This is a genomic window from Pseudomonas sp. UBA7530 (assembly GCF_002479365.1).
Lineage (GTDB): Bacteria > Pseudomonadota > Gammaproteobacteria > Pseudomonadales > Pseudomonadaceae > Aquipseudomonas.
Genome location: NZ_DLMS01000003.1, coordinates 394,052 through 417,167 on the forward strand (window position 1 = coordinate 394,052; position 23,116 = coordinate 417,167).

Genomic DNA, 23,116 nt, shown 5'->3' on the forward strand with positions numbered 1-23,116 from the left:
TTACAGGTCCCAGTTGCCCAGGTCTGCATCCATCCCTTCGCCACCTTCGAGGCCGTCCGCACCCAGGGAAAAGACATCGAAACGGCCATGCTCACCGGGGCTACGGTACTGATATGGCGCGCCCCAGGGGTCCGCGGGCAGGCGGCGGATATAACCATCATCCCGCCAGGCGCGTGGCAGCGGCTCGACAACAGGTTTGCTGATCAGCGCAGCCAGGCCCTGCTCGCTGCTGGGAAAGCGCAGATTGTCCAGGCGATACATGTCCAGCGCCTGCTCCAGACTCGAGAGATCGGCCATCACCTTCTGCTTCACGGCCTTGTCCTGGCTGCCCAGCACGCTGGGGGCGACCACGGCGACGAGCAGGCCCATGATGAAGATCACCACCATGATTTCCATGAGCGTGAAGCCGCGCTGGTGGTTTCGCTTGTCGTGCATGACAGTTCTCCTCTTCATAGTGTCAGACCCTGGTTGAGTTGAAGGATCGGTAGCAGTACGGCCAGGACGATGAACAGCACCACCGCGCCCATGAGCAGAATCATCAGCGGCTCGAACAGCGCCATGGCGGTGTCCACCTGACGGGCAAAACCGCGCTCCTGGTTATCGGCAACCCGTTCGAGCATGTCCGGCAGCGTGCCGCTGGCCTCGCCACTGGCGACCATGTTCAGCAGCAGCGGCGGAAAATGCCCGCTGGCCTCCAGAGCACGGTGCAGGCTCACGCCCCCGCGCACTTCATGGGTGACGCGTTCCAGGGCCAGGCGGATGCGCCGGTTGTCGACCGTGGCAGCGGCGACCTGCAGGGCCTCCAGCAGGGGCACGCCACTGCCGACGAGAATCGCCAGGCTGCGTGACAGGCGCGCGCTTTCCAGCCCCTGCAACAGCCCCCCGAGGCGCGGCAGGCGCAGCAGCAGATCGTCTCGACGCAGACACCACTGCGGCTTGCGCAGAAGCCAACCGGCCACCAGCGCCAGCACGACGCCCAGGCCCAGCAGCCACGGACCACAAACCAGCAGGGCGTTGCTGATGCCGATCAGCAGCGACGTGATCCACGGCAGGCTTTGCCCGGCATGGGCGAACTGCTCGGTGAGGCGCGGCACGACGAAGGTCATCAGGCCGATCACCACTACGAGCGATACGCCCATCAGCACGCAGGGATAGATGAGCGCGGTGCGCGCCTTGTGCCGCTGGCGCTGGCTCTGCTCCAGGTGCTCGGCCAACCGTTCCAGCACCGGCGCAAGGCGCCCGGAGCGCTCGCCGGCCTCCACCAACGCGCAGTACAGCGGTGAAAAGACGCCGCCCTGGCGCGCCAGGCTGCGCGCCAGGCCCAGGCCCTCGGCGAGGCTGCCACTGACCGCCACCAGCAGGTTGCGCAGCGCCGGCTGCACCAGTTGCCGCTGCAGCGTGGCCAGGGCGTCGACCAAGGGAATCCCCGCGCCGGTCAGGGTCGCCAGCTGCCGGGTCAGCTCGCACAACTGGGCACGGTCGACGCGCTGGCGCCGTGCCGGCTGGCGATCGTTCTCATGCCGTTGCAGATCGCGGGCGAACAGCCCCTGCTCGCGCAGCAACTGGCGCGCATGGCGCTCGCTCTCGGCCTGCAGGCTGGCCTTGTGGCTGCGTCCGGCCAAATCGACGGCCTGATAGCGATAGGTCGGCATGGCTCAGCCCTGCACCGCTCGCAGGATTTCGGCAAGGCTGGTCTGCCCTGCCGCCACGCTGGCTGCCGCCATGCCTGACAGGCTCTGCCGACGACCTTGCAGGTACTGCTGCATGGCCACTTCACTCGCGCCGTCGTACAACAGGGCAATCAGCTCGGCATCCAGCTCGACGAATTCGTAGAGACCCAGACGCCCCTGGTAGCCCGTGCCGCGGCACTGTTCGCAGCCGCGCGGGTGATAGCTGTGCTGCAGATCACTCAGTTCCGGCAGCAGCGCCTGCTCCGCTGGCTGCAGCGGGCGGCGCTCGGCGCAATGGCAAAGGCGCCGCACCAGACGCTGGGCCAGCACTCCGCGCAGGCAGGAGGCGATCAGAAAGGGCTCGATGCCCATGTCGCGCAAGCGCGTCACCGCACCCACGGCACTGTTGGTGTGCAGAGTAGAAAGCACCAGGTGGCCGGTAAGGCTGGCCTGCACGGCAATCTGCGCGGTCTCGCGGTCACGGATTTCGCCAAGCATGATCACGTCCGGATCCTGGCGCAGGATGGCACGCAGGCCGCTGGCGAAGGTCAGGCCGGCACGTGGGTTGATCGCCGTCTGGCCGATGCCGGCGATGGCGTATTCCACCGGGTCTTCGACCGTGAGGATATTGCGACTGCCATCGTTGAGACTATTAAGGCAGGCGTACAGCGTGGTGGTCTTGCCCGAGCCGGTGGGCCCGGTGGACAGGACGATGCCATTGGGCCGCGCCAGGCAACCGCGCAGCCCCTGGGCAACGGCCGAGGGCATGCCCAGGTTGTCCAGCGCCAGCAGGCTCGCCTGTTTGTCCAGCACCCGCATCACCACCCGCTCGCCATGGATGCCCGGCAGAGTGGAAACGCGCACATCGACTTCGCGCCCGGCGGCCCGCAGGGTGATGCGGCCATCCTGCGGCTGGCGTTTCTCGGCGATGTCCAGGCGCGCCATGACCTTGATCCGCGACACCAGCATGGCCGACAGGGCGCGCGGCGGCCGCAGCACTTCCTGCAGATGACCGTCGACACGCAGGCGCACCACCAGGCTCTGCTCGAAGGTCTCGATGTGGATATCCGATGCCTGACGCTGCAGGGCCTGAGCAAAGAGGCCGTTGATGAGGCGAATCACCGGCGCCTCGTCATCGCTTTCCAGCAGGTCCTCGATACGCGGCATCTCGCTCATCAGGCTGTCCAGGTCGACCTGCTCGCCAATGCCTTCGATCAGCGCCTCGGCTGCGCCTTCGCCGGCCTGGTACAAACCGCCCAGGCGCTCATCGAAGGCGGCCCGCGACAACTGGCACACCGACGCGGGCCGCCCCTGCACGCGCAGCAGCTCCTGCAACTGGGCGCTGTCGGCGTCCTCGCGCAGCCATAGCTGCCAGCCGGCGTCCCCCGGCACCACGGCCAGGCCGGCCTGGCGCGCCAGCCGGTAGGGCAAGAGCTGCATCACCAGGCGCCCTCACCAAGACGTGCGCGGCTCGCCGGGAACAGGCGCTGCAAGCTGTCGGCATCGTCCAGCGAAGACAGCGGCAACCCGGTTTCGCGTCGCAGCCCCTGGTACTTGTCGGTGCTGTAGGCCGCGATGCTGGCGTCGTCACGCAGGATGCGCGGGCGGATGAACACCATCAGGTTCTGCTTAACACCCGACTGCCCGTTGGAGCGGAACAGATGGCCCAGACCGGGGATATCGCCCAGCAGCGGGACCTTCTGCGCGTTGCTGGTCACTTCATCGCTGATCAGGCCGCCGAGGATGATCAGGCCGTTGTCCTCGACCATCACCTTGGTCTTGATCTCGCGCTTGTTGGTGATCACATCACTGGCGGAGGCGTTGTCGGCCAGCGAGGAAACCTCCTGCACGATGTCCAGGCGCACGCTGTTGTCGACGTTGATCTGCGGCCTGATGCGCAGCTTCACCCCGACTTCGCGACGCTCGATGGTCTGATAGGGATTGGCGTTGTTCTGGGTCACCGAGCCGGTAACGAAGGGCACTTCCTGCCCCACCAGAATCGATGCCTCGGCGTTATCCAGCGTCAGCAGCGTCGGCGTCGACAGCAGGTTGAAGCCGCTGTTGCTCTTGAGCGCGTTGACCAGCACGGCGAAGTTGAAGCCACCGCCGAAATGCCCCAGCCCGGCCGTGACGCCATTGACGCCCGACAGCAGCTTACTGAGCGCCTTGTTGTCGCCGCTGGCGACGGCACCGGCGATGGCCGAGATGTTCGCCCCGCCAGCGCCGAAGTTGACCACCCCGGCACCGAACTTTTCATCGGCGAACAGCCACTGCACGCCAAGCTCTTCGGCCCGCGAGTCGGAGACCTCGGCGATGATCGCCTCGACCACCACCTGGGCGCGGCGGATATCCAGTTGCTCGACGATGGCGCGATAGGTCGCCAGCTCGCTGTCCGGGCCGACCATGACCACGGCGTTGGTGCCCTCCTCGTATTCCAGGCGCACTCCCGAGTCACTGACGGGCAGGCGCGCGACCGTCTCCTCCTGGCCCGCCCCTGCGGCAGCAGCGGCCTCCTGGCTGAGCCCACGCAATACCTTGACCACCTCGGCGGCATTGGCGTGGCGCAGGTAGATGACCTGGGTATTGGAATTTTTGGTCTGCCCGGCAGGACGATCGAGTTGCGCCAGCAGTGCCCTCACCCGCTCCCGGCCGCTGGCGCTGCCGCGCACCAGCAGCGCGTTGCTGCGCGGATCGGCAACCACCTGGACATCGTCGTTGCCCTTCTCACGCGCCAGCAGACGGGTGACGAGCTGGCTGGTATCGGCGGCGCTGGCATGCTGCAGCGGCAGCACCTGCAGCGGTTCGTCGCTGACCTGATCGAGTTCGGCCAGCAGGCTGTCGATGCGCTCGAGATTGCTGCGCCAGTCGGTCACCACCAGCAGGTTCGCCGCCGGATAAGGCGTGATGACCCCGACGCGTGCATCGATCAGTGGTTTGAGAATGCCCAGCAACTGTTCGCTGGCTGCGTTGCGCACGCTGAACACACGGGTGGCGATGCCGTCGCCGCCGGCCTTGCGCTCGCCGCTCTCCACCGGCACCGGCTCCAGGCGCGCCGCCTGATCGGGCACGATCTTCACACTGCCGTTGGGCAGGTTGACGGCGGCAAAGCCCTGCGCCCGCAACTGCGCCAGGAAGATATCGTAGATGGCCTCGCTGTCGTGCCGCTCCACGGTGCGTACCGTGACCTTGCCCTTGACCCGGGGATCGACGATGAAAGTGGTACCGGTGATCTGCGACACGCTGTCGATGAACTCGCCCAGCTCGGTATCGACGAAATTCACCTCGTACAGCGGCGACTCGGCAACCGGCAGATCCAGCACCTCATCGGCCATGGCCAGTGGTGACAGCAGGCCCAGCAGGCCGATCAGGCAATAGCGCACGCTCATTTCTTATCCTTGCCGCTTGAAGCCGGTCACGGTGGGCCGTGGCGGCCAGGGCAGACGCTCGCGTCGCCCCTGGTTATCGAGGATCAGGCCCTCGTCATCGATGTCCTGCAGCACGATGCCGGGCGCCAGCGCCTGACCGCGGCTGTAGCTGCGCACCTGCTGGCCATAACGCAGCACCACCACCGTGGCGCTCGCCGGCCAGGCGCGCAGACCGCCGACGTATTCCACGGGCAGGCGCGTCAGCGGCAGGCCATCGGACTGTGCGGCCTGCCAGTGTCCGACCAGCAGGCCAGGCATCGCTTGCAGATCGCTTGGCCCGGCGCTGGCCGGCATGGGTTCATGGGCCAGCTGCAACACGCACTGGGCCGCCAGCCAGGCGGCCAGCGTCAGCCAGCAGAAACGAAGCGCGCGCTGCACTCGATTCACGAGAGTCGCTCGCGCGGGTGCCAGCCCGGATGCCCCTGCACGTAGCGCATGCTGGGCAGATGCAGCGCCGGCAACTGCCAGCCTTCTGGCTGCTGCACCAGCCAGTTTTCGACGCGCTGCCAGAGCGGTTCCCCGGCATTGGCCTGGTGCTGCAGGCCGAAGGTGCGGCACAAACCGGTGGGCGGCGCCAGGCCAGCCACGCGCCTGCCGCTCGGGCTGTAGCTGAGTTGCCAGCTCTGCCCCAGCAGGCGCGGCAGATCCTGGCTGTTGTCGAGTAGCAACGGGTCGCCGAACAGTTGCTCGGCAGCACTTTCCAGCACCTGTTCCAGGCGATCGCCGGGCACGTCGAGCACCGGCGCCGAATAGCCACCTGTCAGGTTGATCAGGTGTTCGCGGGTGATGGTCTGCCCGCGCGCCAGGGGGCTGTCGTAGCGCAGCCCGGGCAAAAGCACCGGGATCTGCTCGTCGCCGCGCAGGGCCTGGTAGAGCAAGCGATCCCAGGAGCCTGCGCGCGTATCGCGGCGCCAGAGCGCCTCCGGAGCCCGTGCCAGCGGCTGGTCCAGCCAGGCGGCGTGCCCGGCGCGCTGTTGGTCGAGGGTGAGCTGCAGGCTCTGCATCTCACTGCGCGCAGCCGCGGACAGGCCGCGCTCGAAGGCCGGATGGAACTGCGCGCTGAACTGCCAACGTCCGCCCTGTTGCCGACAGTTGATATGAAAGGCACCGCTGGCCCGACAACCGGCGAAGATCACCGGCACCTGACGCCCTCCGGCCTGCCAGACCGGGACCGGCGCCGGCCAGAAATCCTGCCCGCGCGCGCACAGCAGCAAGTCGACCCCGGGCATGCGCTCGGCCAGCCACAGGCCGGGGCCGGTGCCGACATCCGCCAGCGCCACCACCAGGTCGGCTTCGCCGCGCGCAGCCTCGATAACGGGTAGCAGCGACTGGTACCACTGTTTCAGCGACGCCTGCTGATCCTGCGCATAGGGATCGGTGATGCCGACGATGGCGATCCTCACGCCGGCCCTGCGCAGCACCGTGTAAGGCTGCACGCCGAGCGACTCGGCCTGGTCGGCCGCGAGACCGGCCCCCAGTACCGGGCGCTCGAAGCGGCGATACAGCGAAGCGCCACTCTGTGGCCAGAGCACGCGTTCGTCGCTGCTGACGCGCACCTCGGAACCTAGTAACTGGCTGCCCTGCAACCCGCTTTCGCCCTGCGTCAGGTAGGCCAGGCCACTGCCGTTCCAGCATTGGCCGTTTTCCAAGGTCAGGCAGTTTTCCCGGCCCAGACGCTGGCGCAGATCGACCAGCAGGGCGCCGAGCACGGCATAGCCGCCCGTGGTGGCCTGCGCGCCCAGCCGGGCATCGAGCAAGGCATCGAGTTCAGCCTGTCCCTGACGGGCACTGGCGCCGCTGATCCAAGGTGCACGCCCCAGATGCGAAACCGGCCCCAGGCGCGTCGCCGGTACCACCGGCTGACCTGGCAGGCGTGCATCCAGCGTGTCGGCCACATAAAGCAGATTCAGCCCCGGCGCCGAATCGCCGGCATGAGTCGCCAGGCCAGAACAGGCGCTGAGCAAGGGCGCCATCGCCAGCATGCCGATCCCGCCCAGTACCTCACGCCTAGCCATGTCCACCATCGTAATGCTCGCCTGCCTTGATCAGATGTCGGGGCGCGATACTGGGCAGCTTGCATGACAGTTTAATGGCAGTTAATCGACAGGAATTTTTCGAAACCGTCAGAAAAGTCTTTGTAAATCAGCCAGGTGGCAGTAACCAAGTGTTCAATTTCCGTTAACGGAACTGCCAAGGAATCATCACAAACGGTCATTACAGTCCCGGTTTCCTCAAGCCGTTTCACTAGAAAAAGGACATGACCTGATGAGTCGAGATACCGGCGACAACCTTGACCGCAACCTCAGTGGCAACCGCCCCATGGCTGCAGTCATGGATGCCTACCTGAGCCGCCGCAGCGTAATGCGCGGCACTCTGGGAGCCGCGATTGCCATGATCGCGGGCACCGGCCTCACCGGCTGCTTCGACAGCGGCGGCAGCAGCAATAACAGCAGCGACAACTCTCCCGATACGCCTGCCGAGCCGAAACTGGCTCTGGGCTTCGCATCCATCGCCGGCTCGCGTACCGATGCTTGCGTCGTGGCCGCTGGCTACAGCGCCCATGTCCTGGCGCCCTGGGGTACTCCGTTCAACAGCAACGGCGGCACCTGGATGAATGACGGCAGCAACAGCGCCGATGAGCAGGCCAACTCGGCAGGCATGCACCATGACGGCATGCACTTCTTCCCGATCAACGGCAGCTCCGAAGATGGCCTGCTGGCGATCAACTACGAATACATCGATGAAGACGCCCTGCACCCCAACGGCCAGACCGACGATGCCTCCGGCAATCGCCCGGCCGAGGAAGTACGCAAGGAAATCAACGCCCATGGCGCTGGCGTACTGCACATCCGCAAGGTCAATGGCCGCTGGCAGGTCGTCGACAACGATCCGCTGAACCGCCGCTTCACCACTGCCACCGTGATGGACATCGCCGGCCCGCTGCGCGGCACCGATCACGTCAAGACCAAGTTCTCGGTCGACGGCACCGAAACCCGCGGCACCAACAACAACTGCGGCAACGGCTACACCCCGTGGGGCACGTACCTGACCTGTGAAGAGAACTGGCCGTCGGTGTTCATCAACACCACCGGCTCGGTGCCCGTCGACCAGCAGCGCATCGGTGTCAGCACCCGCCAAGGACGCTATCGCTGGGAAACCGCCGCTGGCGACCCAAGCGAGCAGAACGAAGAGTTCGCCCGTTTCAACCTGGAGCCTTACGGCGCCAGCGCCACCGACGACTACCGCAACGAAGCCAGCACCTATGGCTACATCGTCGAGATCGATCCTTACTCGGCCACCAGCCGTGCGGTGAAGCGCACCGCGCTTGGCCGTATCCGTCACGAAGGCTGCTGGCCAGGCCTGGCAGTGGCCGGCAAGCCAATCGTGTTCTACACTGGTGACGACTCGAACAACGAGTACCTGTACAAGTTCGTCTCCGACGCCCTGTGGGATGAAGCCGACGCCAACCCCAGCGATCGCCTCGCCACCGGCGCCAAGTACATGGATAGCGGCACCCTCTACGTTGCCCGCTTCGACGAAGACGGCAAGGGCGTGTGGCTGCCGCTGACCGTGAACAGCCCCACCCTGGACAACAGCACCCTGGGGGCCAAGTTCACCGACCTGCCGGGCATCATCCTTAACACCCGCGGCGCAGCCGATGCGCTAGGCGCCACGCCGATGGACCGCCCGGAGTGGACGGCCGTCAACCCGCTCAACGGTGACGTGTACCTGACCCTGACCAACAACAACAGCCGTCCGGTCGCCAACCCGGCCAACCCACGCATCAACAACCGCCACGGCCACATCATCCGCTGGCACGACAACGACGACCACACCAGCTTCGAGTGGGACATCTTCGTGTTCGGCGCCAACGCTGCCGGTACCGCCGACATCAACCGCTCCGGCCTGACCGAACTCAACCAGTTCGCCAGCCCTGACGGCATGAGCTTCGACAGCCGCGGCATCCTGTGGATCCAGACCGACAATGGCGAATCCACCCTTACCAGCTACACCAACGACCAGATGCTTGCGGTCATCCCCACCAACCTCGTCGACAGCAATGGCGACCAGGTGCCGGTCAACGCCCAGAACCAGGCCGACCTGCGTCGCTTCTTCGTCGGTCCCAATGGCTGCGAAGTGACGGGTATCGCCTTCACGCCGGACAACAAGACGATGTTCATCAACATCCAGCACCCGGGCAACTGGCCGTACTCGGATGACGCAACCGAAGCCACGCCATCCGCCACCACAGTGCGTCCACGCGCTGCCACGGTGGTCATCCAGCGCGATGACGGTGGTGAAATCGGCGTCTGACGTCAGGCATGCAAAAACAACGGCCCGGGACTTCCCGGGCCGTTTCTTTTTACCTGTGCGATCAAGTGGCGCGCCGCTGCGCCAATACCTTCTACCAGGGCCGTACTTCGCGGGTAATCACTCTGACACGCTGCACCGGCACTTGCGCATGCCACTGCACCACGCCCTCGGCCTGCACCTGGAACTGGCTGCGCATGATCTGCCCGTCCTGCTCGAAGCTCATCTGCAGGAGGAAATTGCCACTGTTGAGCAGCAACCCTTCGCTCAGGCGTTCGAAAGTCTGATCGTCCACCGCCCCCAGCGCCTGACGCAATGCGGATGCATCAGGATAGCCGCCGGCGGGTCGGCCACTGAGGATCCGGCTCAGCAGCGAGCGGGGAAACGCACCCTCGTAAAGCGCGTCGAGCAGCGGCAGGTGCGCCTGGGTCAGCGAGTTGGCATTGAGCCGCCACCCGCTCGTCTGCGGCAAGGCGCAGAGCTGTGGGTAGTGCGTATGCGCGATACCCTGCTCGGCCAGCAGGACATTCAGCTCGCTCATGTCCACCATCGGCTGATCGGCCGCCAGATGCGGTGGTGAGCGACGCAGATAATGATCACTCTCCGCGCCCTGCAGGCGACTCTGGCTGTCCGCATCGATCCAGTCACTCAGACGATCCACCAGCCGCTCGGCCGCCATGTCATCACCGAGTAGGTACTTGAGCTGGCGCTCAGCGCGCTGCGCCTCTTCGCCGACCAGCGCATTGACGTTGAAACAGGTGTGCAGATCGCGAATGCGCAGGCTCGCCGAACCGTCGGCCAGACCGTAGCTTAGTGGCTGCCCACGCAGCGCCTGCCAGAACAGCGGGCTCAGCCGCCAGGTTGCGTCCCGGAGCGCCTGCTCGGCAAAGGCCAGACCTGCCACCTCCATCGCCCGCGCCTGCACGCGCTGCTGCTGCAGGCGCACCGCATCGACCTGGCGGCGGCCGTCCTGGACCATCCAGGTCAGGCCACCCGCCAGCATCGCCAGAACCACCAGCACCATCAGCAGGGCCGCACCTCGCTGCCTTTGACCAACCATCTTCAGCGCCTTGTAGAGAAAGCCGCCAGTCAACACCGCCGATGTTTCAGGCGCATGGCAGCCACTGCCGTCGGCGATCGCCACGTCACTTTCGCGTCACAAAGCGCAGGCAGGATTAGGCCTTCAATTTCATGAGCTTGGAGATTTCCATGGGTGGCATCGGTATCTGGCAACTGGTCATCGTGCTGTTGATCGTGTTCCTGTTGTTCGGCAGCAAACGGCTCAAGAGCCTGGGCGGAGACCTGGGCGAAACCATCCAGGGCTTCCGCAAATCCATGGCCACCTCCGATACCGGCGAGCAGGCCACGGCGCAGGTCCAGCAGCACGCGCCCGCGCAGGCTGAGGCCACCACCCAACCCCAGGCACACGCGGATCGTCACGCCTGATGTTCGAGATCGGCTTCACCGAAATGCTGCTGGTCGGCGTCGTGGCGCTGCTGGTACTTGGCCCGCACCGTCTGCCCGCCGCAGCCCGTACCCTCGGCCGCGGCCTGGGCCAGGCCAAGCGCGCCATGGGCATGCTGCGCGACCAGTTCGAGAAGGAGCTCAACGCCGAGGCGCTGAACAAGGAATTCGATGCAGCCCCTCTGCGCCAGCTCGAACAGGACCTGCGGCGCAGCGTGAGCCTGCAACCACCAACCGGTAACGACATTGCCAAAACGGAAAATCTGGAGCGCGCCTCATGAGCGAGATGCCCCTGACGGCCCACCTGGGCGAATTGCGTAGACGTCTGCTGCGCAGCCTGCTGGCGATAATCCTGGTATTCGCCTGCCTGTTTCCCTTCGCCCAGACGCTCTATACCCTGGCATCGGAGCCGCTGCGCCGCTATCTGCCCGAAGGCGCAAGTATGATCGCCACCAGCGTCACGTCGCCCTTCCTGGCGCCGTTCAAGCTGACCATGATGCTCGCCCTGTTCATCGCCATGCCGCTGCTGTTGCACCAGGCCTGGGGCTTCGTTGCACCCGGTCTGTATCGGCGGGAAAAGCGCATCGCCGTGCCCCTGCTGGTTTCGAGCATCGTGCTGTTCTACAGCGGCATGGCCTTCGCGTTCTTCCTGGTGTTCCCGATGATGTTCGGCTTCCTCGCCAGCGTCACCCCCGCCGGTGTGGCGATGATGACCGACATCAGTCTCTACCTGGATTTCATCATGGCGCTGTTTCTGGCCTTCGGCCTGGCGTTCGAGATCCCGGTGGCCACTTTCCTCGTGGTCTGGGCTGGCCTTACCGATGTACAGACCCTGCGCCAGAGCCGGCCGTACGTGGTCGTCGGCTGCTTCCTGGCCGGCATGCTGCTGACACCACCGGACGTGTTCTCTCAGACCATGCTGGCGGTACCAATGTGGCTGCTGTTCGAACTTGGCTTGCTGACCTGTGCCACTGTGCAACGTCGCGCCGAACAAGACAGCGCTCAGGAACTGGTTGAACAACCATAAAGGGCATCAGGCCGCGGGCAGCGAAACTGCCTACGGCCTGATCGTCGGTCTCAGAACTGCATGTCGGATAGACGCCAAACGTCGAAGGCCGGCGTCTCGTAGGGGTGGCTCTTTTTCAGGGCCTTGACGGCATCGTGGATCAGCTCGTCGGCCACCACGAGTTCGACTTTCCACTCGGCAACCTGCTCCACTCGCCCTACCGTACCCAGGAACGGCTGGCTGCCTTCCAGTGCCCGGAACTGCCCTTGTCCCAGTGACTGCCAACAGCAACTGTCGTAGCGACCGATACGACCGCCACCAGCGGCAAAGACCGCTTTTTTCACCGGTTCAAGGTGACTTTCCGGTACGTAGAAGCACAGTTTGTACATCAAGTTCTCCGCAATTGGGTAACACGACAACAGGCACAACAATGACGTCAGAATGATGGCATTTTGCCTCAATTTGTTTCCGAGAACTCCATCAGGAAAGCAAAAAAAAGAGGAAATGTTCCGACGATTCCGTTTGGACTCGATCAGCTCGATAGCGTTCAGGAGAGGGGTCAGTCCCTGCCGAAAAAGCGCCGCCATTTGTCGCACAGAACGGGAGCCGGCGGGTTATGGCTGCCGTCGCAATAAGGCAGGCTTGCGGAGCGAGTGCAGCGGCACAACAGCAGGCGCTGCTCACGCTCAGGATGCAGGATCAGGGATTGGGCGCAGTCGGGCGGGCAGTTGGGCATCTCGGGGGAGTGGCCGCAGCGGCACAGGCGATGAGTCTCACCGGGCTTGACCAGGCGAACTTCGGGAAGGATCTGCTGGAAGTCATCGGCCATGGCTGGGCCCATGTAGCCCGGATGAAATCCGGGAAGGTATGACACGGATTCTCCCGGATTGCATCCGGGCTACGGCCTATTCCACGATCGGCTCCCTCTCCCATTTATGGGAGAGGGCTGGGGGAGAGGGTTTGGTGTTGGCTATAACCCCATCTCCCGCCCCGACGCTAATACTTACAAGCTCAAGCTGGATCGGAGCGCGGCCGCTTTCCCTCTCCCGCCCTTCGGGCACCCCGCTCCGCGCCCCGGCCTGATCGCTTCGCGATCAGGCGCTCATCGGCGCAGGAAGCGGTGCTTCCAAAGCGCGCCTCTTTGCCCCGCAAGCGGGAGAGGGTCATCAGAAGGCCGCTACGCGGCCGCTATCAGTTCACCCAGACGCGGGCGTTGCGGAACATGCGCATCCAGCCGCCGTCTTCCTGCCACTCGTCCGGGCGCCAGGAGTTCTGCACGGCGCGGAACACGCGCTCCGGGTGCGGCATCATGATGGTGACGCGGCCGTCGCGACTGGTAAGGCCGGTGATCCCGCGCGGCGAACCGTTGGGGTTGGCCGGGTAGGCTTCGGTGACCTTGCCGTAGTTGTCGACGTAACGCAGGGCCACGGTGCCGGACAGATCGGCCTCCAGCAACGCCTCCTCGCTTTCGAACTCGGCATGGCCTTCACCGTGGGCGATGGCGATCGGCATGCGCGAACCGGCCATGCCCTGCAGGAAGATCGAGGCCGACTCCTGGATCTGCACCATGGCCACGCGCGCCTCGAACTGCTCGGAACGGTTGCGCACGAAGTGCGGCCAGAACTCGGTGCCTGGGATCAGCTCGTGCAGGTTGCTCATCATCTGGCAGCCGTTGCACACACCGAGGGCAAAGCTGTCCTTGCGCTCGAAGAAGCCGGCGAAGGCATCACGCGCGCGGGTGTTGAACAGCACCGACTTGGCCCAGCCTTCGCCGGCGCCAAGCACGTCACCGTAGGAGAAGCCGCCGCAGGCCACCAGGCCCTTGAACTCTTCGAGGCTGACGCGGCCAGCCAAGATGTCACTCATATGCACGTCGATCGCCGAGAAACCGGCGCGGTCGAAGGCAGCCGCCATTTCCACCTGGCCGTTGACGCCCTGCTCGCGCAGGATCGCCACTTGCGGCCGCACGCCCTTCTTGATGTAGGGCGCGGCGATGTCCTGGTTGAAGTCGAAACCGAGCTTGACTGACAGACCGGGGTTGTCCTCCTCCAGCAGCAGATCGAACTCCTGGTCGGCACCCTGCGCGTTGTCACGCAGGCGTTGGATGCGATAGCTGGTCTCGGCCCACTGGCGCTGCAGCAGACGGCGCTCACCGGCGAATACCGGCTCACCGTTGAAACTGATGCTGACCTCGCCGTTATTGACGGCCTGGCCGATCACTGCCACGCAGTCGTCCAGACCGGCGGCGCTGAACTGCGCCAGCACTTCCGGGGTGGCGTCCTGGCGAACCTGGATCACCGCGCCCAGTTCCTCGTTGAACAGCACAGCCGGCAATTCTGCGGCTTCGTCAGCCAGCGCATCGAGGTTCAGCGACAGGCCGCAATGACCGGCAAAGGCCATTTCCAGCACGGTGGTCAGCAGGCCGCCGTCGGAGCGGTCGTGGTAAGCCAGCAGGTGGCCATCGGCGTTGAGGCCCTGGATCACGGCGAAGAAGGCCTTGAGGTCTTCGGCGTCGTCGAGGTCCGGCACCTGCTGGCCGATCTGCGCGTAGACCTGCGCCAGGATCGAGGCGCCCATGCGGTTCTGGCCGCGGCCGAGGTCGATCAGGATCAGGTCGGTCTCGCCCTTGTCCATGCGCAGTTGCGGGGTCAGGGTATTGCGGATGTCCTGCACCGGAGCGAAGCCGGAGATCACCAGAGACAGCGGCGCGGTCACGCTCTTGTCGACGCCCTCGTCCTGCCAACGGGTCTTCATGGACATGGAGTCCTTGCCCACCGGAATGGTGATGCCCAGCTGCGGGCACAGCTCCATGCCCACGGCCTTGACGGTGTCGTACAGGCGGGCGTCTTCACCCGGGTGGCCGGCAGCGGCCATCCAGTTGGCCGACAGTTTGATATCGGACAGCTTGCCGATGCGCGCCGCAGCCAGGTTGGTGATGGTCTCGCCGACGGCCATACGCCCGGATGCCGGGGCGTCGAGCAGCGCCAGCGGTGTGCGCTCGCCCATGGCCATGGCTTCACCGGTGTAGACGTCGAAGCTGGTGGCGGTAACGGCGCAGTCGGCCACCGGCACCTGCCACGGGCCGACCATCTGGTCGCGGGCTACCAGGCCGGTGATGGTGCGGTCGCCGATGGTGATCAGGAAGCTCTTGCTGGCCACGGCCGGATGACGCAGCACACGGCCCAGCGCTTCTTCGATATCGACACTGGCGGCGTTGAAGTCATCGCCCTGCTCCGCTTCGCGGCTGACGCTGCGGTGCATGCGCGGCGGCTTGCCCAGCAGCACTTCCAGCGGCATGTCCACCGGGGTGTTGCTGAAATGGCTGTCGGTGACGGTCAGGTGCGGCTCGGCAGTGGCTTCGCCGACTACGGCGAAGGGGCAGCGCTCGCGTTCGCAGATGGCCTGGAAGCGCTCGAAGTCGGCCGCATCGACCGAAAGCACGTAGCGCTCCTGCGACTCGTTGCACCAGATCTCGTGCGGGGCCATGCCCGGCTCGTCATTGGGCACCTTGCGCAATTCGAAGCGACCGCCACGGCCGCCGTCGTTGATCAGCTCCGGCAGGGCGTTGGAGATACCGCCTGCGCCGACGTCGTGGATGAACTTGATCGGGTTGGCATCGCCCAGCTGCCAGCAGCGGTCGATGACCTCCTGGCAGCGACGTTCCATTTCGGGGTTCTCGCGCTGCACCGAGGCGAAGTCCAGGTCGGCCGAGCTGGCACCTGTGGCCATCGACGAAGCGGCACCGCCGCCCAGGCCGATGAGCATGGCTGGGCCGCCGAGCACGATCAGCTTGGCGCCGACCGAGATCTCGCCCTTCTGCACGTGGTCTTCACGAATGTTGCCGAGACCGCCAGCGAGCATGATCGGCTTGTGGTAGCCGCGCACTTCTTCGCCACGCGGGCTGCTGACCGCCTGCTCGAAGGTACGGAAGTAGCCATTGAGCGCCGGGCGACCGAATTCGTTGTTGAACGCGGCGCCGCCCAGCGGGCCTTCGATCATGATGTCCAGCGCGCTGACGATGCGCTCGGGCTTGCCGTAGGGCTTTTCCCAGGGCTGGAGGAAATCGGGGATGTTCAGGTTGGAGACCGAGAAACCGGTCAGGCCGGCCTTGGGCTTGGCGCCACGACCGGTGGCGCCTTCGTCGCGAATCTCACCACCGGAGCCGGTGGACGCGCCGGGGAACGGGGCGATGGCGGTCGGGTGGTTGTGCGTCTCCACCTTCATCAGGATGTGCACCGGTTCCTGCACCGCGCCGTACTGGCGGGTTTCCGGGTTCGGGAAGAAACGCCCGGCGGTGTGCCCAACGATGACCGAGGCGTTGTCCTTGTAGGCGGACAGCACACCTTCGCTGTGCATCTGGTAGGTGTTCTTGATCATGCCGAACAGCGACTTGTCCTGGCTCTCGCCGTCGATGTCCCAGCTGGCATTGAAGATCTTGTGGCGGCAGTGCTCGGAGTTGGCCTGGGCGAACATCATCAGTTCGATGTCGTGCGGATTGCGTCCCAGGTCGTTGAAGCTCTTCACCAGGTAGTCGATTTCGTCCTCGGCCAGGGCCAGGCCCAGGTCCTGGTTGGCCTGTTCCAGCGCGGCGCGACCACCGCCGAGCACGTCCACGGCGGTCAGCGGCTTGGGCTGGGCGTGGCTGAACAGCGCGGCGGCGTCCTCGAGGGCGCTCAGCACCAGCTGGGTCATGCGGTCATGCAGCAGGGCGGCGACGGCGGCGCTGTCGCTCTCGCTCAGCTCGCCACTGACGTAATAGGCAATACCGCGCTCCAGGCGCTGGACCTTGGCCAGGCCACAGTTGCGGGCGATGTCGCTGGCCTTGCTCGACCAGGGCGAAATGGTGCCGAAACGCGGAATGGTCAGGAACAGCTTGCCGCTGGGCTCCTGCACCGGCACGCTCGGGCCGTACTTGAGCAGCCGCGCCAGCACTTGTTCTTCGTCGGCGTTGAGCACGCCCGTCACGTCGGCAAAATGCGCGAACTCGGCGTACAGCCCGGTCACGGCCGGCACCTTGCTGGTCAGTTGCTCAAGCAATTTGCCATGGCGGAAAGCGGAAAGGGCGGGAGCGCCGCGCAGAATCAACATCGTCGGAACAGCCTCTGGGAAGGGGTGTGCTGGAGGCCGGGCATTCTACCTTAAAGCGGCGGTCTGCGGCACCTGTAGCCAGGCGCTTTCAGGACGAACGCGCACTATCAGAGAAGCGCAGCGCTGTCGAGATATGGCGCCGCCTGCGCTTTGCGTATACTGCGCCGATGTTTGCACGACCTGCGATACGCATGCGTTGCGCCACAAGGCTGTTGGCGATTGGAACCCTCCTGATGCTTGCTGGCTGTGGCGAAGAAGCCCAACCCAGCGTACTCGAGCAGGCAAAGGCGGAGGGTGAGCTGCGCGTGGTCACTCGTAACAGCCCCGCCACCTACTTCCAGGACCGCAACGGCGCGACCGGTTTCGAATACGAACTGGCCAAGCGCTTCGCCACCGATCTCGGCCTGGAACTGAAGATCGAAACCGCGGACAACCTCGACAATTTGTTCGCCAGCCTGGGCCGCGACAAGGGCCCGGTCATGGCCGCCGCCGGCCTGGTGGACACGCCACAGCGTCAGCGTGAGGCGCGCTTCTCGATTCCCTACCTGGAGGTCACGCCGCAGGTCATCTATCGTCAGGGTGAAAGCCGCCCGACCAAGCCTGAAGACCTGGTCGGCAAGCGCATCCTGGTGCTGGCCGGCAGCAGCCACGCCGAACAGCTGGCCGCCCTCAAGCTGGAACAGCCGGAACTGGAGTTCGAAGTCTCCGACGCCGTCGAGGTGGTCGACCTGCTGCGCATGGTCGACGAAGGACAGATCGACCTGACCCTGGTGGATTCCAACGAGCTGGCGATGAACCAGGTGTACTTCCCCAACGTGCGGGTCGCCTTCGACCTGGGCGATACCAATACCATGCGCTGGGCGGTGGCTGCCGGTGAGGACGACAGCCTACTGGTAGAAATCGACGCCTTCCTCGAACGCTCCGAGGCCAACGGCACCCTGCAGCGTTTGAAAGAGCGCTATTACGGCCATGTCGACGTGCTGGGTTATGTCGGCGCCTACACCTTCGCGCAGCACTTGCAGAAGCGCCTGCCGCGTTACGAGAAGATGTTCCGCAACGCTGGCCAGACCAACCAGATCGACTGGCGCCTGCTGGCAGCCATGGGCTATCAGGAATCCTTGTGGCAACCCAACGCCACCTCCAAGACCGGCGTACGCGGCCTGATGATGCTGACCCAGCGCACCGCGCAGTCGGTCGGCGTGTCCAACCGTCTCGACCCCAAACAGAGCATCGACGGCGGCGCCCGCTATTTCATCCAGGTGCACCAGCAACTGCCGGAAAGCATCGCCGAGCCGGACCGCACCTGGTTCGCCCTGGCCGCCTACAACGTCGGCGGCGGCCATCTGGAAGATGCCCGCAAGCTGACCGAGGCCGAAGGCCTGGACCCGAACAAATGGGCCGACGTGCAGAAGATCCTGCCCCGCCTGGCGCAGAAGCAGTGGTACAGCAAGACCCGCTACGGCTATGCGCGTGGTGGCGAGCCCGTGCACTTCGTGCGCAACATCCGCCGCTACTACGACATTCTCACCTGGGTGACCCAGCCGCAGCTGGAAGGCAACCAGGTGGCCGAGAGCGGTATCCACCTGCCCGGTATCGACAAGCGCAAGCCCGAAGAAGAAACCCCGCCGCTGTAACTGCCTACAACAAGCTCTGATTGCCTGCCGCACAGCGACTGATGGCCTGGCGCGCCGCTGGCAGCCCCTTCAAACGCGTGGCGCACTGCGCCTGACTCGACACCCGCTCGACCTGCAGGTTGGCCTGCGCGTCGATGCTGATCAGGTACGGATGGTTGTAGCGCACGCGATCGTTCCAGTCGCTGAAACGCTGAGTGGCGAATACGCAGCGGTAGTCCAGATGGCCGGTAAAGCCCTGGAAGCGATCACGCATGAAGATGTGGTGATAACTCTGCCAGTCGCGGTCACGCTGGCCGACGCGCACGGCCTCCTGGCAATCTTCCAGCGTGGTGATCTGTGGCTCGTGCAGGAAAATGCTCTGCGCCAGGTTCGAGCCGCCCAACTGCACGCTGGCCACCAGGTACACCTCAGGCTGCGCTGCCACGACCGGCGCAACCAGCAGCGCCAGCAGGCTCAACATCCCTTTGCTCATGACAGTTCCTCTTAGGGCGCTCAGCCGCGCCGGGCCTTGAAGAAATCTTTCAGCAGCGCCCCGCTCTCCTCGGCCAGCAAGCCACCCTCAACCAGTACGCGATGGTTGAGAAAGCCTTGATCGAAGAACTGCCCCTGGCTGATCGCCATGCCCGCACGCGGCTCGCTGGCAGCGAACACCACACGGGCGATGCGCGCATGCACGATCAAGCCGGCGCACATGCTGCAGGGCTCCAGGGTGACGTACAACGTGCTACCGGGCAGCCGATAGTTCTGCACACTCTGCGCCGCCACGCGAATGGCCACCATCTCGGCGTGGGCGCTGGGGTCATGCCGCACAATCGGGCAATTGAAACCCTGGCCCAGTACCTCGCCATCCTGTACCAGCACGGCGCCGACCGGCACTTCACCCTGCTCGGCTCCCAGGCGCGCCTGCGCCAGCGCCAAGCGCATGAAGTGCTCGTCACGCGAGCGGTCGATGATCTGCGGTCTTTTCATTGCAACAATCCGTAGGCGCCGGCGAAAAACGGCGCCTACCCTACACCACTTCGATGGCCGCCATCAGCCCCGTTTCCATATGGTCGATCACGTGGCAATGAAACATCCACACGCCGGGATTATCGGCGACGAAAGCGATGCGCGCCGTCTCGTTCTTGCCCAACAGATAGGTATCGGTGAAATACGGAATGATCTTGCGTCGATCCGACCCCAGCACCTTGAAGGTCATGCCGTGCAGATGGATGGGGTGCTGGTACTGCGCCATATTGCGCAGCACAAAAATGTAATGGCCATCTTTCTTCAGCGTGGCAATCGGGCGGTCGGCGCAGGTCTTGTCGTTGATATCCCAGGCCTGGCCGTTGATCTGCCAGTACTTGTAGCTGCCACCGCGCTCGACATCACCCGACAGCATCGCCGCCCATTCGAAGTTGAAGCGCAGCGTTTCGGCGCGGGCCAGATCCGGTTCGGCGACGGGGTTGGCCGGCAGAGGTGGCGGCCAGTCGCCTGCGACTTCGCTACTCGCGACACCCTTCAAGGTGGCAAGGCGCAGCGGCCCGTTGCGCAGTGACAATTCCTCGCCGGCTGCAGGCACCTTCAGCGCCAGGTCGATGCGCATGCCCGGCCCCAGCCAGTATTCCTTGCCCAGTGGCCGCGGCTGCACCGGGTTGCCATCCAGGGCATAGATGCGTGCCTCGCCGCCCGGCAGGTTGAGGCGGTAGGTGATGGTGTTGTCGACGTTGATCAGGCGCAGCCGCACCACCTGCCCTTCCGGCAGCTCCAAGGTCGGGTTGGGCTCGCCGTTGATGGTGGTCAGGCGCCCACGCGTGCCTTCGCGCGCAGCCTGGCGCGGCACCAGAAACTCGGTGAAGGCGCCCTGCTCGTCGATGTGCCAGGTCTTCAGGCTCAGCGTGCGCTCATGGCGAAAGCCGGTCGGCTCGCGCTCCTCGACGATCAGCGGCCCGACCAGGCCGCGCCCCAGTTGCTCGGCACTGGCAGTATGCGGGTGATACCAGAAGCTGCCGGCGTCATGGCAGATGAAGTCGTAGTCGAAGTATTCGCCCGGCAGCACCGGTGCCTGGGAGACGTAGGGCACGCCGTCCATCTCCAGCGGCAGACGGATACCATGCCAATGGATGGTGCTCTGCACGTCCAGCTTGTTGATGAAGCGCACCCGCAAGCGCTCGCCCTGACGACAACGCAGCTCCAACCCCGGCGCCTGGCCGCCATAGGCCCAGGCCGGCGTCACATGCCCTGGCACCAGTTGCAGATCCAGTGGCGCGGCGATCAGCTCGTAATCATGGGTGGCGACATTTTCCGGGCGTCCCAGCCAGTAGCGCACACCGCCAGCGCCCAGGCCGGCCACACCCAGACCGGCCAGGCCGGCGAGCACTTGTCTGCGGGTAAACGACATCTTCTTCCTCGATAATCTGCAGCCATACTCAATTGCGGTATCTTCTCATTTTCATGCGTAGGCAGACGAGCATCTGCAAAGACAAATTGCCGCGGCCGCGGCTGAGAGATAACACCGGGAATAGAACAGGCTCAAAGGGATAGAATCGCCAGGCAATCCATAGGAAGCGCTACCCCGGACATGGACAGTTTCTTCTTCGACACCCCCCTGGCCATCATGATGGTGGCGATAACCCCGATGATCCTGCTCATGTGGGTCGGGTTGATGGCCGCATTTGGCGAAATGATCTGGTCGGACTGTTACCGGCTCAGCCGTCCGCACGACATCGTGAACGCGGCGATCATCGATCAGAAGCTCGTGAACGCGCGCATCAGCGTGGGTAAAACCACAATGGTCACCCTCAAGCCGGTCTATCGCCTACGTTACGAGTACGAACAACGCACCTACGAAGTGGAGCACCTCGTGCTCAACCAGGAGCATGTCGAGCTCAACGAGCAGGCCGGCACCTTCCTGCTCTATGTACCGAAAGCCAACCCGGCCGATGCCACGCCCGAAGCCCCAAACGCCGCATCGCCCTTCGCCGCGATCATGCTGATGATCATGGGCTACCTCATCTGGGAAGCCGCGCCGACGCTGCTGGCAGGGTATTGATCATGATCGTGCTGTTCATCCTGCTCGGCGGCCTGCTGTGGCTGATCAGTTTGCTGCTTTCCGCCTTTTCCGCCTGGGGCTTCTATAAGCTGGCGCGACTACTGTGGGAAAAAATCCGCCGAGCCTTACTGCGCCCGGGCACGGCGCAAATCACGTCCTATGAAGTTTTCACACCCGCCCCCGAAAACGTTCACGTTCAGGACACCCGCCCACAAGTCCGCCTCGAACTGGACTGCGAGCGCCATGGTCAGCGCTTTCAGATATCCCTCGGCCCTTTGACGTGCGAGGAGCTATTCCCCGCTCTGGACCTGCCCGCACACCACATCGCCTGCTGGCTGAGCGACGAGGATTGGCGCCAGCTGCTGAAAGATCGCTGGGTGACGATCGCCTGCGACTGGCGCCAGCGCAAAGCAATACTCACCAGCCAGATTCGTCAGGACCGAAGCATGCTGCTGATCGGTTTTCTGAGCCTGAGCCTGTTCGTTCTTCTAGTGGCGCTGTCATTACTGCAGAGCTGACCGCCCACTGCGGTGCTCCAGGTTTATAGAGCCCGTATCCGCCCGACAGAGCGTCTTCGCTCAATCGCACTCAGGCACCTGAGCCATGGTCATGCCGCCACCGAAATTGGCGATGGGCCGCATGACCAGCCGGCAGCCTTCCTCTACATCCCGACCGGCCTGCGCCTCGAGCGATTCGCGTTTGACCCGGTAATCAAACGTCAGGGTGGTTCCGGCAGGCGCACCACCTTCTTCACGAGCCGTCGTGACACGCACCTCCAGCCGCACATCGGTCGGGCTGAACGTGCCCGAAAAAAGGAAAGTACGTCCATTGCTGACGCCCCCACCGCTGACACGCCCGTCGGCAGTGATGCTCATCTGCACATCACCCGGCTCGCTACGCCAGCCGGTGTCGTCATAAATGCCGGGGACAGTAAGCTCGGTCTGCGTTGTACTTTCCGGCACCTTACCCTGCAACTGCAGGCTCGCCTTGCCTGGTGCACTGCGCTGCAGCAGCACACTTCCCCTACCGTAGTGCGTGGCCGACTTGCCGGAGGGAGGCGCCACCTTGAAGTCGACCCGACCGGTGTAGGCGCGCTCGCCGAACCGTTCGATGATGTCCTGAGCCAATGCGCAGGGTGCCAGCGCCAGCAACAGCGCCGTCAGCAACGTGCGCGAACAAAAGGCCGGTAAGTTGCCGAACATGGGCGCTTCCTTTTCAACGAAATGAAAGCCTAACCCTAGCCAATGCTTGGCGCGGGCGACAGCAACCCGCTAGTCAACCCGCAAAAAACAAAACCCCGGCACCATGGCCGGGGTTTCGTCACGCGGGTTCGCACCAAACAACAAGATCATGAGAAATGACATTACTAGCCAAACCATACAAAAAACGGGGCCAGCCTCTCGCGACATAGGCAACCAATAACTGCCGCGTCAGAGAGCAGGCAAACCGTACACGACGACCTGAGCTTTAGTCAGACAATCACTACA

21 protein-coding genes are annotated in these 23,116 nt (G+C 64.5%); 7 read left to right on the top strand and 14 right to left on the bottom strand.

Going from position 1 to position 23,116, the window contains the following annotated elements; all coding sequences use genetic code 11:
• Genes gspG through B2U07_RS07910 form a run of 6 tightly spaced genes read right to left on the bottom strand, consistent with a single transcriptional unit; the run spans nucleotide 1 to nucleotide 7,110 of the window.
• On the bottom strand, nucleotides 1–435 hold the full coding sequence (gene gspG / locus B2U07_RS07885) for a type II secretion system major pseudopilin GspG (protein ID WP_197858498.1): 435 nt from the start codon (nucleotides 433–435) through the stop codon (nucleotides 1–3).
• Nucleotides 436–449: 14 nt separating this feature from the next.
• Nucleotides 450–1,652, bottom strand: coding sequence for a type II secretion system inner membrane protein GspF (gspF, locus tag B2U07_RS07890; protein WP_275545953.1), 1,203 nt, complete (start codon nucleotides 1,650–1,652; stop codon nucleotides 450–452).
• A gap of 3 nt (nucleotides 1,653–1,655) precedes the next feature.
• Entirely contained in the window at nucleotides 1,656–3,110 is a 1,455-nt protein-coding gene (locus tag B2U07_RS07895) for a GspE/PulE family protein (RefSeq protein ID WP_275545954.1), read from the bottom strand.
• A complete protein-coding gene (gene gspD / locus B2U07_RS07900) occupies nucleotides 3,110–5,002 on the bottom strand; it encodes a type II secretion system secretin GspD (protein WP_232106466.1) in 1,893 nt (630 codons plus the stop codon). The genes B2U07_RS07895 and gspD overlap by 1 nt, the downstream gene beginning before the upstream one ends.
• Nucleotides 5,003–5,059: 57 nt before the next feature.
• Nucleotides 5,060–5,482 carry a pilus assembly protein PilZ gene (locus B2U07_RS07905; protein WP_275545955.1) on the bottom strand — a complete coding sequence of 141 codons (423 nt, stop codon included), beginning with the start codon at nucleotides 5,480–5,482 and terminating at the stop codon, nucleotides 5,060–5,062.
• On the bottom strand, nucleotides 5,479–7,110 hold the full coding sequence (locus B2U07_RS07910) for a lipoprotein UxpA (RefSeq protein ID WP_275545956.1): 1,632 nt from the start codon (nucleotides 7,108–7,110) through the stop codon (nucleotides 5,479–5,481). Before B2U07_RS07910 ends, B2U07_RS07905 begins: the two co-directional genes overlap by 4 nt.
• 250 nt (nucleotides 7,111–7,360) lie before the next feature.
• On the opposite strand from B2U07_RS07910, the gene B2U07_RS07915 reads away from it, so the two are divergent.
• The gene (locus B2U07_RS07915; protein ID WP_275545957.1) at nucleotides 7,361–9,409 is read left to right on the top strand and encodes a PhoX family protein; all 2,049 of its coding nucleotides are present in this window, start codon (nucleotides 7,361–7,363) and stop codon (nucleotides 9,407–9,409) included.
• 91 nt (nucleotides 9,410–9,500) lie between these two features.
• Here the strand turns inward: B2U07_RS07915 and gspK are convergent, their stop codons facing one another.
• Nucleotides 9,501–10,466: a type II secretion system minor pseudopilin GspK gene (gene gspK / locus B2U07_RS07920; protein ID WP_275546053.1), complete on the bottom strand. Its 966-nt coding sequence runs from the start codon at nucleotides 10,464–10,466 to the stop codon at nucleotides 9,501–9,503.
• Between the two features lie 143 nt (nucleotides 10,467–10,609).
• Between gspK and tatA the strand changes: the two genes are divergently transcribed.
• The 3 genes from tatA to tatC are packed head-to-tail and all read left to right on the top strand — an operon-like array spanning nucleotide 10,610 to nucleotide 11,897.
• Nucleotides 10,610–10,852 (top strand): twin-arginine translocase TatA/TatE family subunit, encoded by a 243-nt coding sequence (tatA, locus tag B2U07_RS07925; protein WP_275546054.1) that lies wholly within the window; start codon nucleotides 10,610–10,612, stop codon nucleotides 10,850–10,852.
• Nucleotides 10,852–11,151 carry a Sec-independent protein translocase protein TatB gene (tatB, locus tag B2U07_RS07930; RefSeq protein WP_197858492.1) on the top strand — a complete coding sequence of 100 codons (300 nt, stop codon included), beginning with the start codon at nucleotides 10,852–10,854 and terminating at the stop codon, nucleotides 11,149–11,151. The genes tatA and tatB overlap by 1 nt, the downstream gene beginning before the upstream one ends.
• Complete coding sequence (tatC, locus tag B2U07_RS07935; RefSeq protein WP_275545958.1) at nucleotides 11,148–11,897, top strand: twin-arginine translocase subunit TatC; 750 nt, start codon at nucleotides 11,148–11,150, stop codon at nucleotides 11,895–11,897. The genes tatB and tatC overlap by 4 nt, the downstream gene beginning before the upstream one ends.
• A gap of 50 nt (nucleotides 11,898–11,947) precedes the next feature.
• Here the strand turns inward: tatC and B2U07_RS07940 are convergent, their stop codons facing one another.
• From B2U07_RS07940 to purL, 3 genes are all read right to left on the bottom strand, one after another.
• Nucleotides 11,948–12,265 (bottom strand): YqfO family protein, encoded by a 318-nt coding sequence (locus tag B2U07_RS07940; RefSeq protein WP_197858490.1) that lies wholly within the window; start codon nucleotides 12,263–12,265, stop codon nucleotides 11,948–11,950.
• Nucleotides 12,266–12,435: 170 nt separating this feature from the next.
• On the bottom strand, nucleotides 12,436–12,750 hold the full coding sequence (locus tag B2U07_RS07945; protein ID WP_275545959.1) for a CDGSH iron-sulfur domain-containing protein: 315 nt from the start codon (nucleotides 12,748–12,750) through the stop codon (nucleotides 12,436–12,438).
• 317 nt (nucleotides 12,751–13,067) lie between these two features.
• Nucleotides 13,068–16,964, bottom strand: a complete 3,897-nt coding sequence (gene purL / locus B2U07_RS07950; RefSeq protein WP_275545960.1) for a phosphoribosylformylglycinamidine synthase — start codon at nucleotides 16,962–16,964, stop codon at nucleotides 13,068–13,070.
• A gap of 167 nt (nucleotides 16,965–17,131) precedes the next feature.
• On the opposite strand from purL, the gene mltF reads away from it, so the two are divergent.
• Nucleotides 17,132–18,598 carry a membrane-bound lytic murein transglycosylase MltF gene (mltF, locus tag B2U07_RS07955; RefSeq protein WP_275545961.1) on the top strand — a complete coding sequence of 489 codons (1,467 nt, stop codon included), beginning with the start codon at nucleotides 17,132–17,134 and terminating at the stop codon, nucleotides 18,596–18,598.
• 4 nt (nucleotides 18,599–18,602) lie between these two features.
• Here mltF and B2U07_RS07960 read toward each other — a convergent pair whose 3' ends face one another.
• The 3 genes from B2U07_RS07960 to B2U07_RS07970 are packed head-to-tail and all read right to left on the bottom strand — an operon-like array spanning nucleotide 18,603 to nucleotide 20,978.
• Nucleotides 18,603–19,058: a hypothetical protein gene (locus tag B2U07_RS07960; protein WP_419096330.1), complete on the bottom strand. Its 456-nt coding sequence runs from the start codon at nucleotides 19,056–19,058 to the stop codon at nucleotides 18,603–18,605.
• A gap of 32 nt (nucleotides 19,059–19,090) precedes the next feature.
• A complete protein-coding gene (tadA, locus tag B2U07_RS07965; RefSeq protein ID WP_275545963.1) occupies nucleotides 19,091–19,567 on the bottom strand; it encodes a tRNA adenosine(34) deaminase TadA in 477 nt (158 codons plus the stop codon).
• Between the two features lie 40 nt (nucleotides 19,568–19,607).
• Nucleotides 19,608–20,978: a multicopper oxidase family protein gene (locus B2U07_RS07970; RefSeq protein ID WP_275545964.1), complete on the bottom strand. Its 1,371-nt coding sequence runs from the start codon at nucleotides 20,976–20,978 to the stop codon at nucleotides 19,608–19,610.
• A 180-nt stretch (nucleotides 20,979–21,158) separates the two neighbouring features.
• Here B2U07_RS07970 and B2U07_RS07975 point away from each other — a divergent pair, with 180 nt between their 5' ends.
• Nucleotides 21,159–21,629: a hypothetical protein gene (locus tag B2U07_RS07975; protein WP_275545965.1), complete on the top strand. Its 471-nt coding sequence runs from the start codon at nucleotides 21,159–21,161 to the stop codon at nucleotides 21,627–21,629.
• 2 nt (nucleotides 21,630–21,631) lie between these two features.
• Complete coding sequence (locus B2U07_RS07980) at nucleotides 21,632–22,147, top strand: hypothetical protein (protein WP_275545966.1); 516 nt, start codon at nucleotides 21,632–21,634, stop codon at nucleotides 22,145–22,147.
• A 60-nt stretch (nucleotides 22,148–22,207) separates the two neighbouring features.
• Here the strand turns inward: B2U07_RS07980 and B2U07_RS07985 are convergent, their stop codons facing one another.
• A complete protein-coding gene (locus tag B2U07_RS07985; RefSeq protein WP_275545967.1) occupies nucleotides 22,208–22,831 on the bottom strand; it encodes a hypothetical protein in 624 nt (207 codons plus the stop codon).
• Between the last annotated feature and the right edge of the window lie 285 nt (nucleotides 22,832–23,116).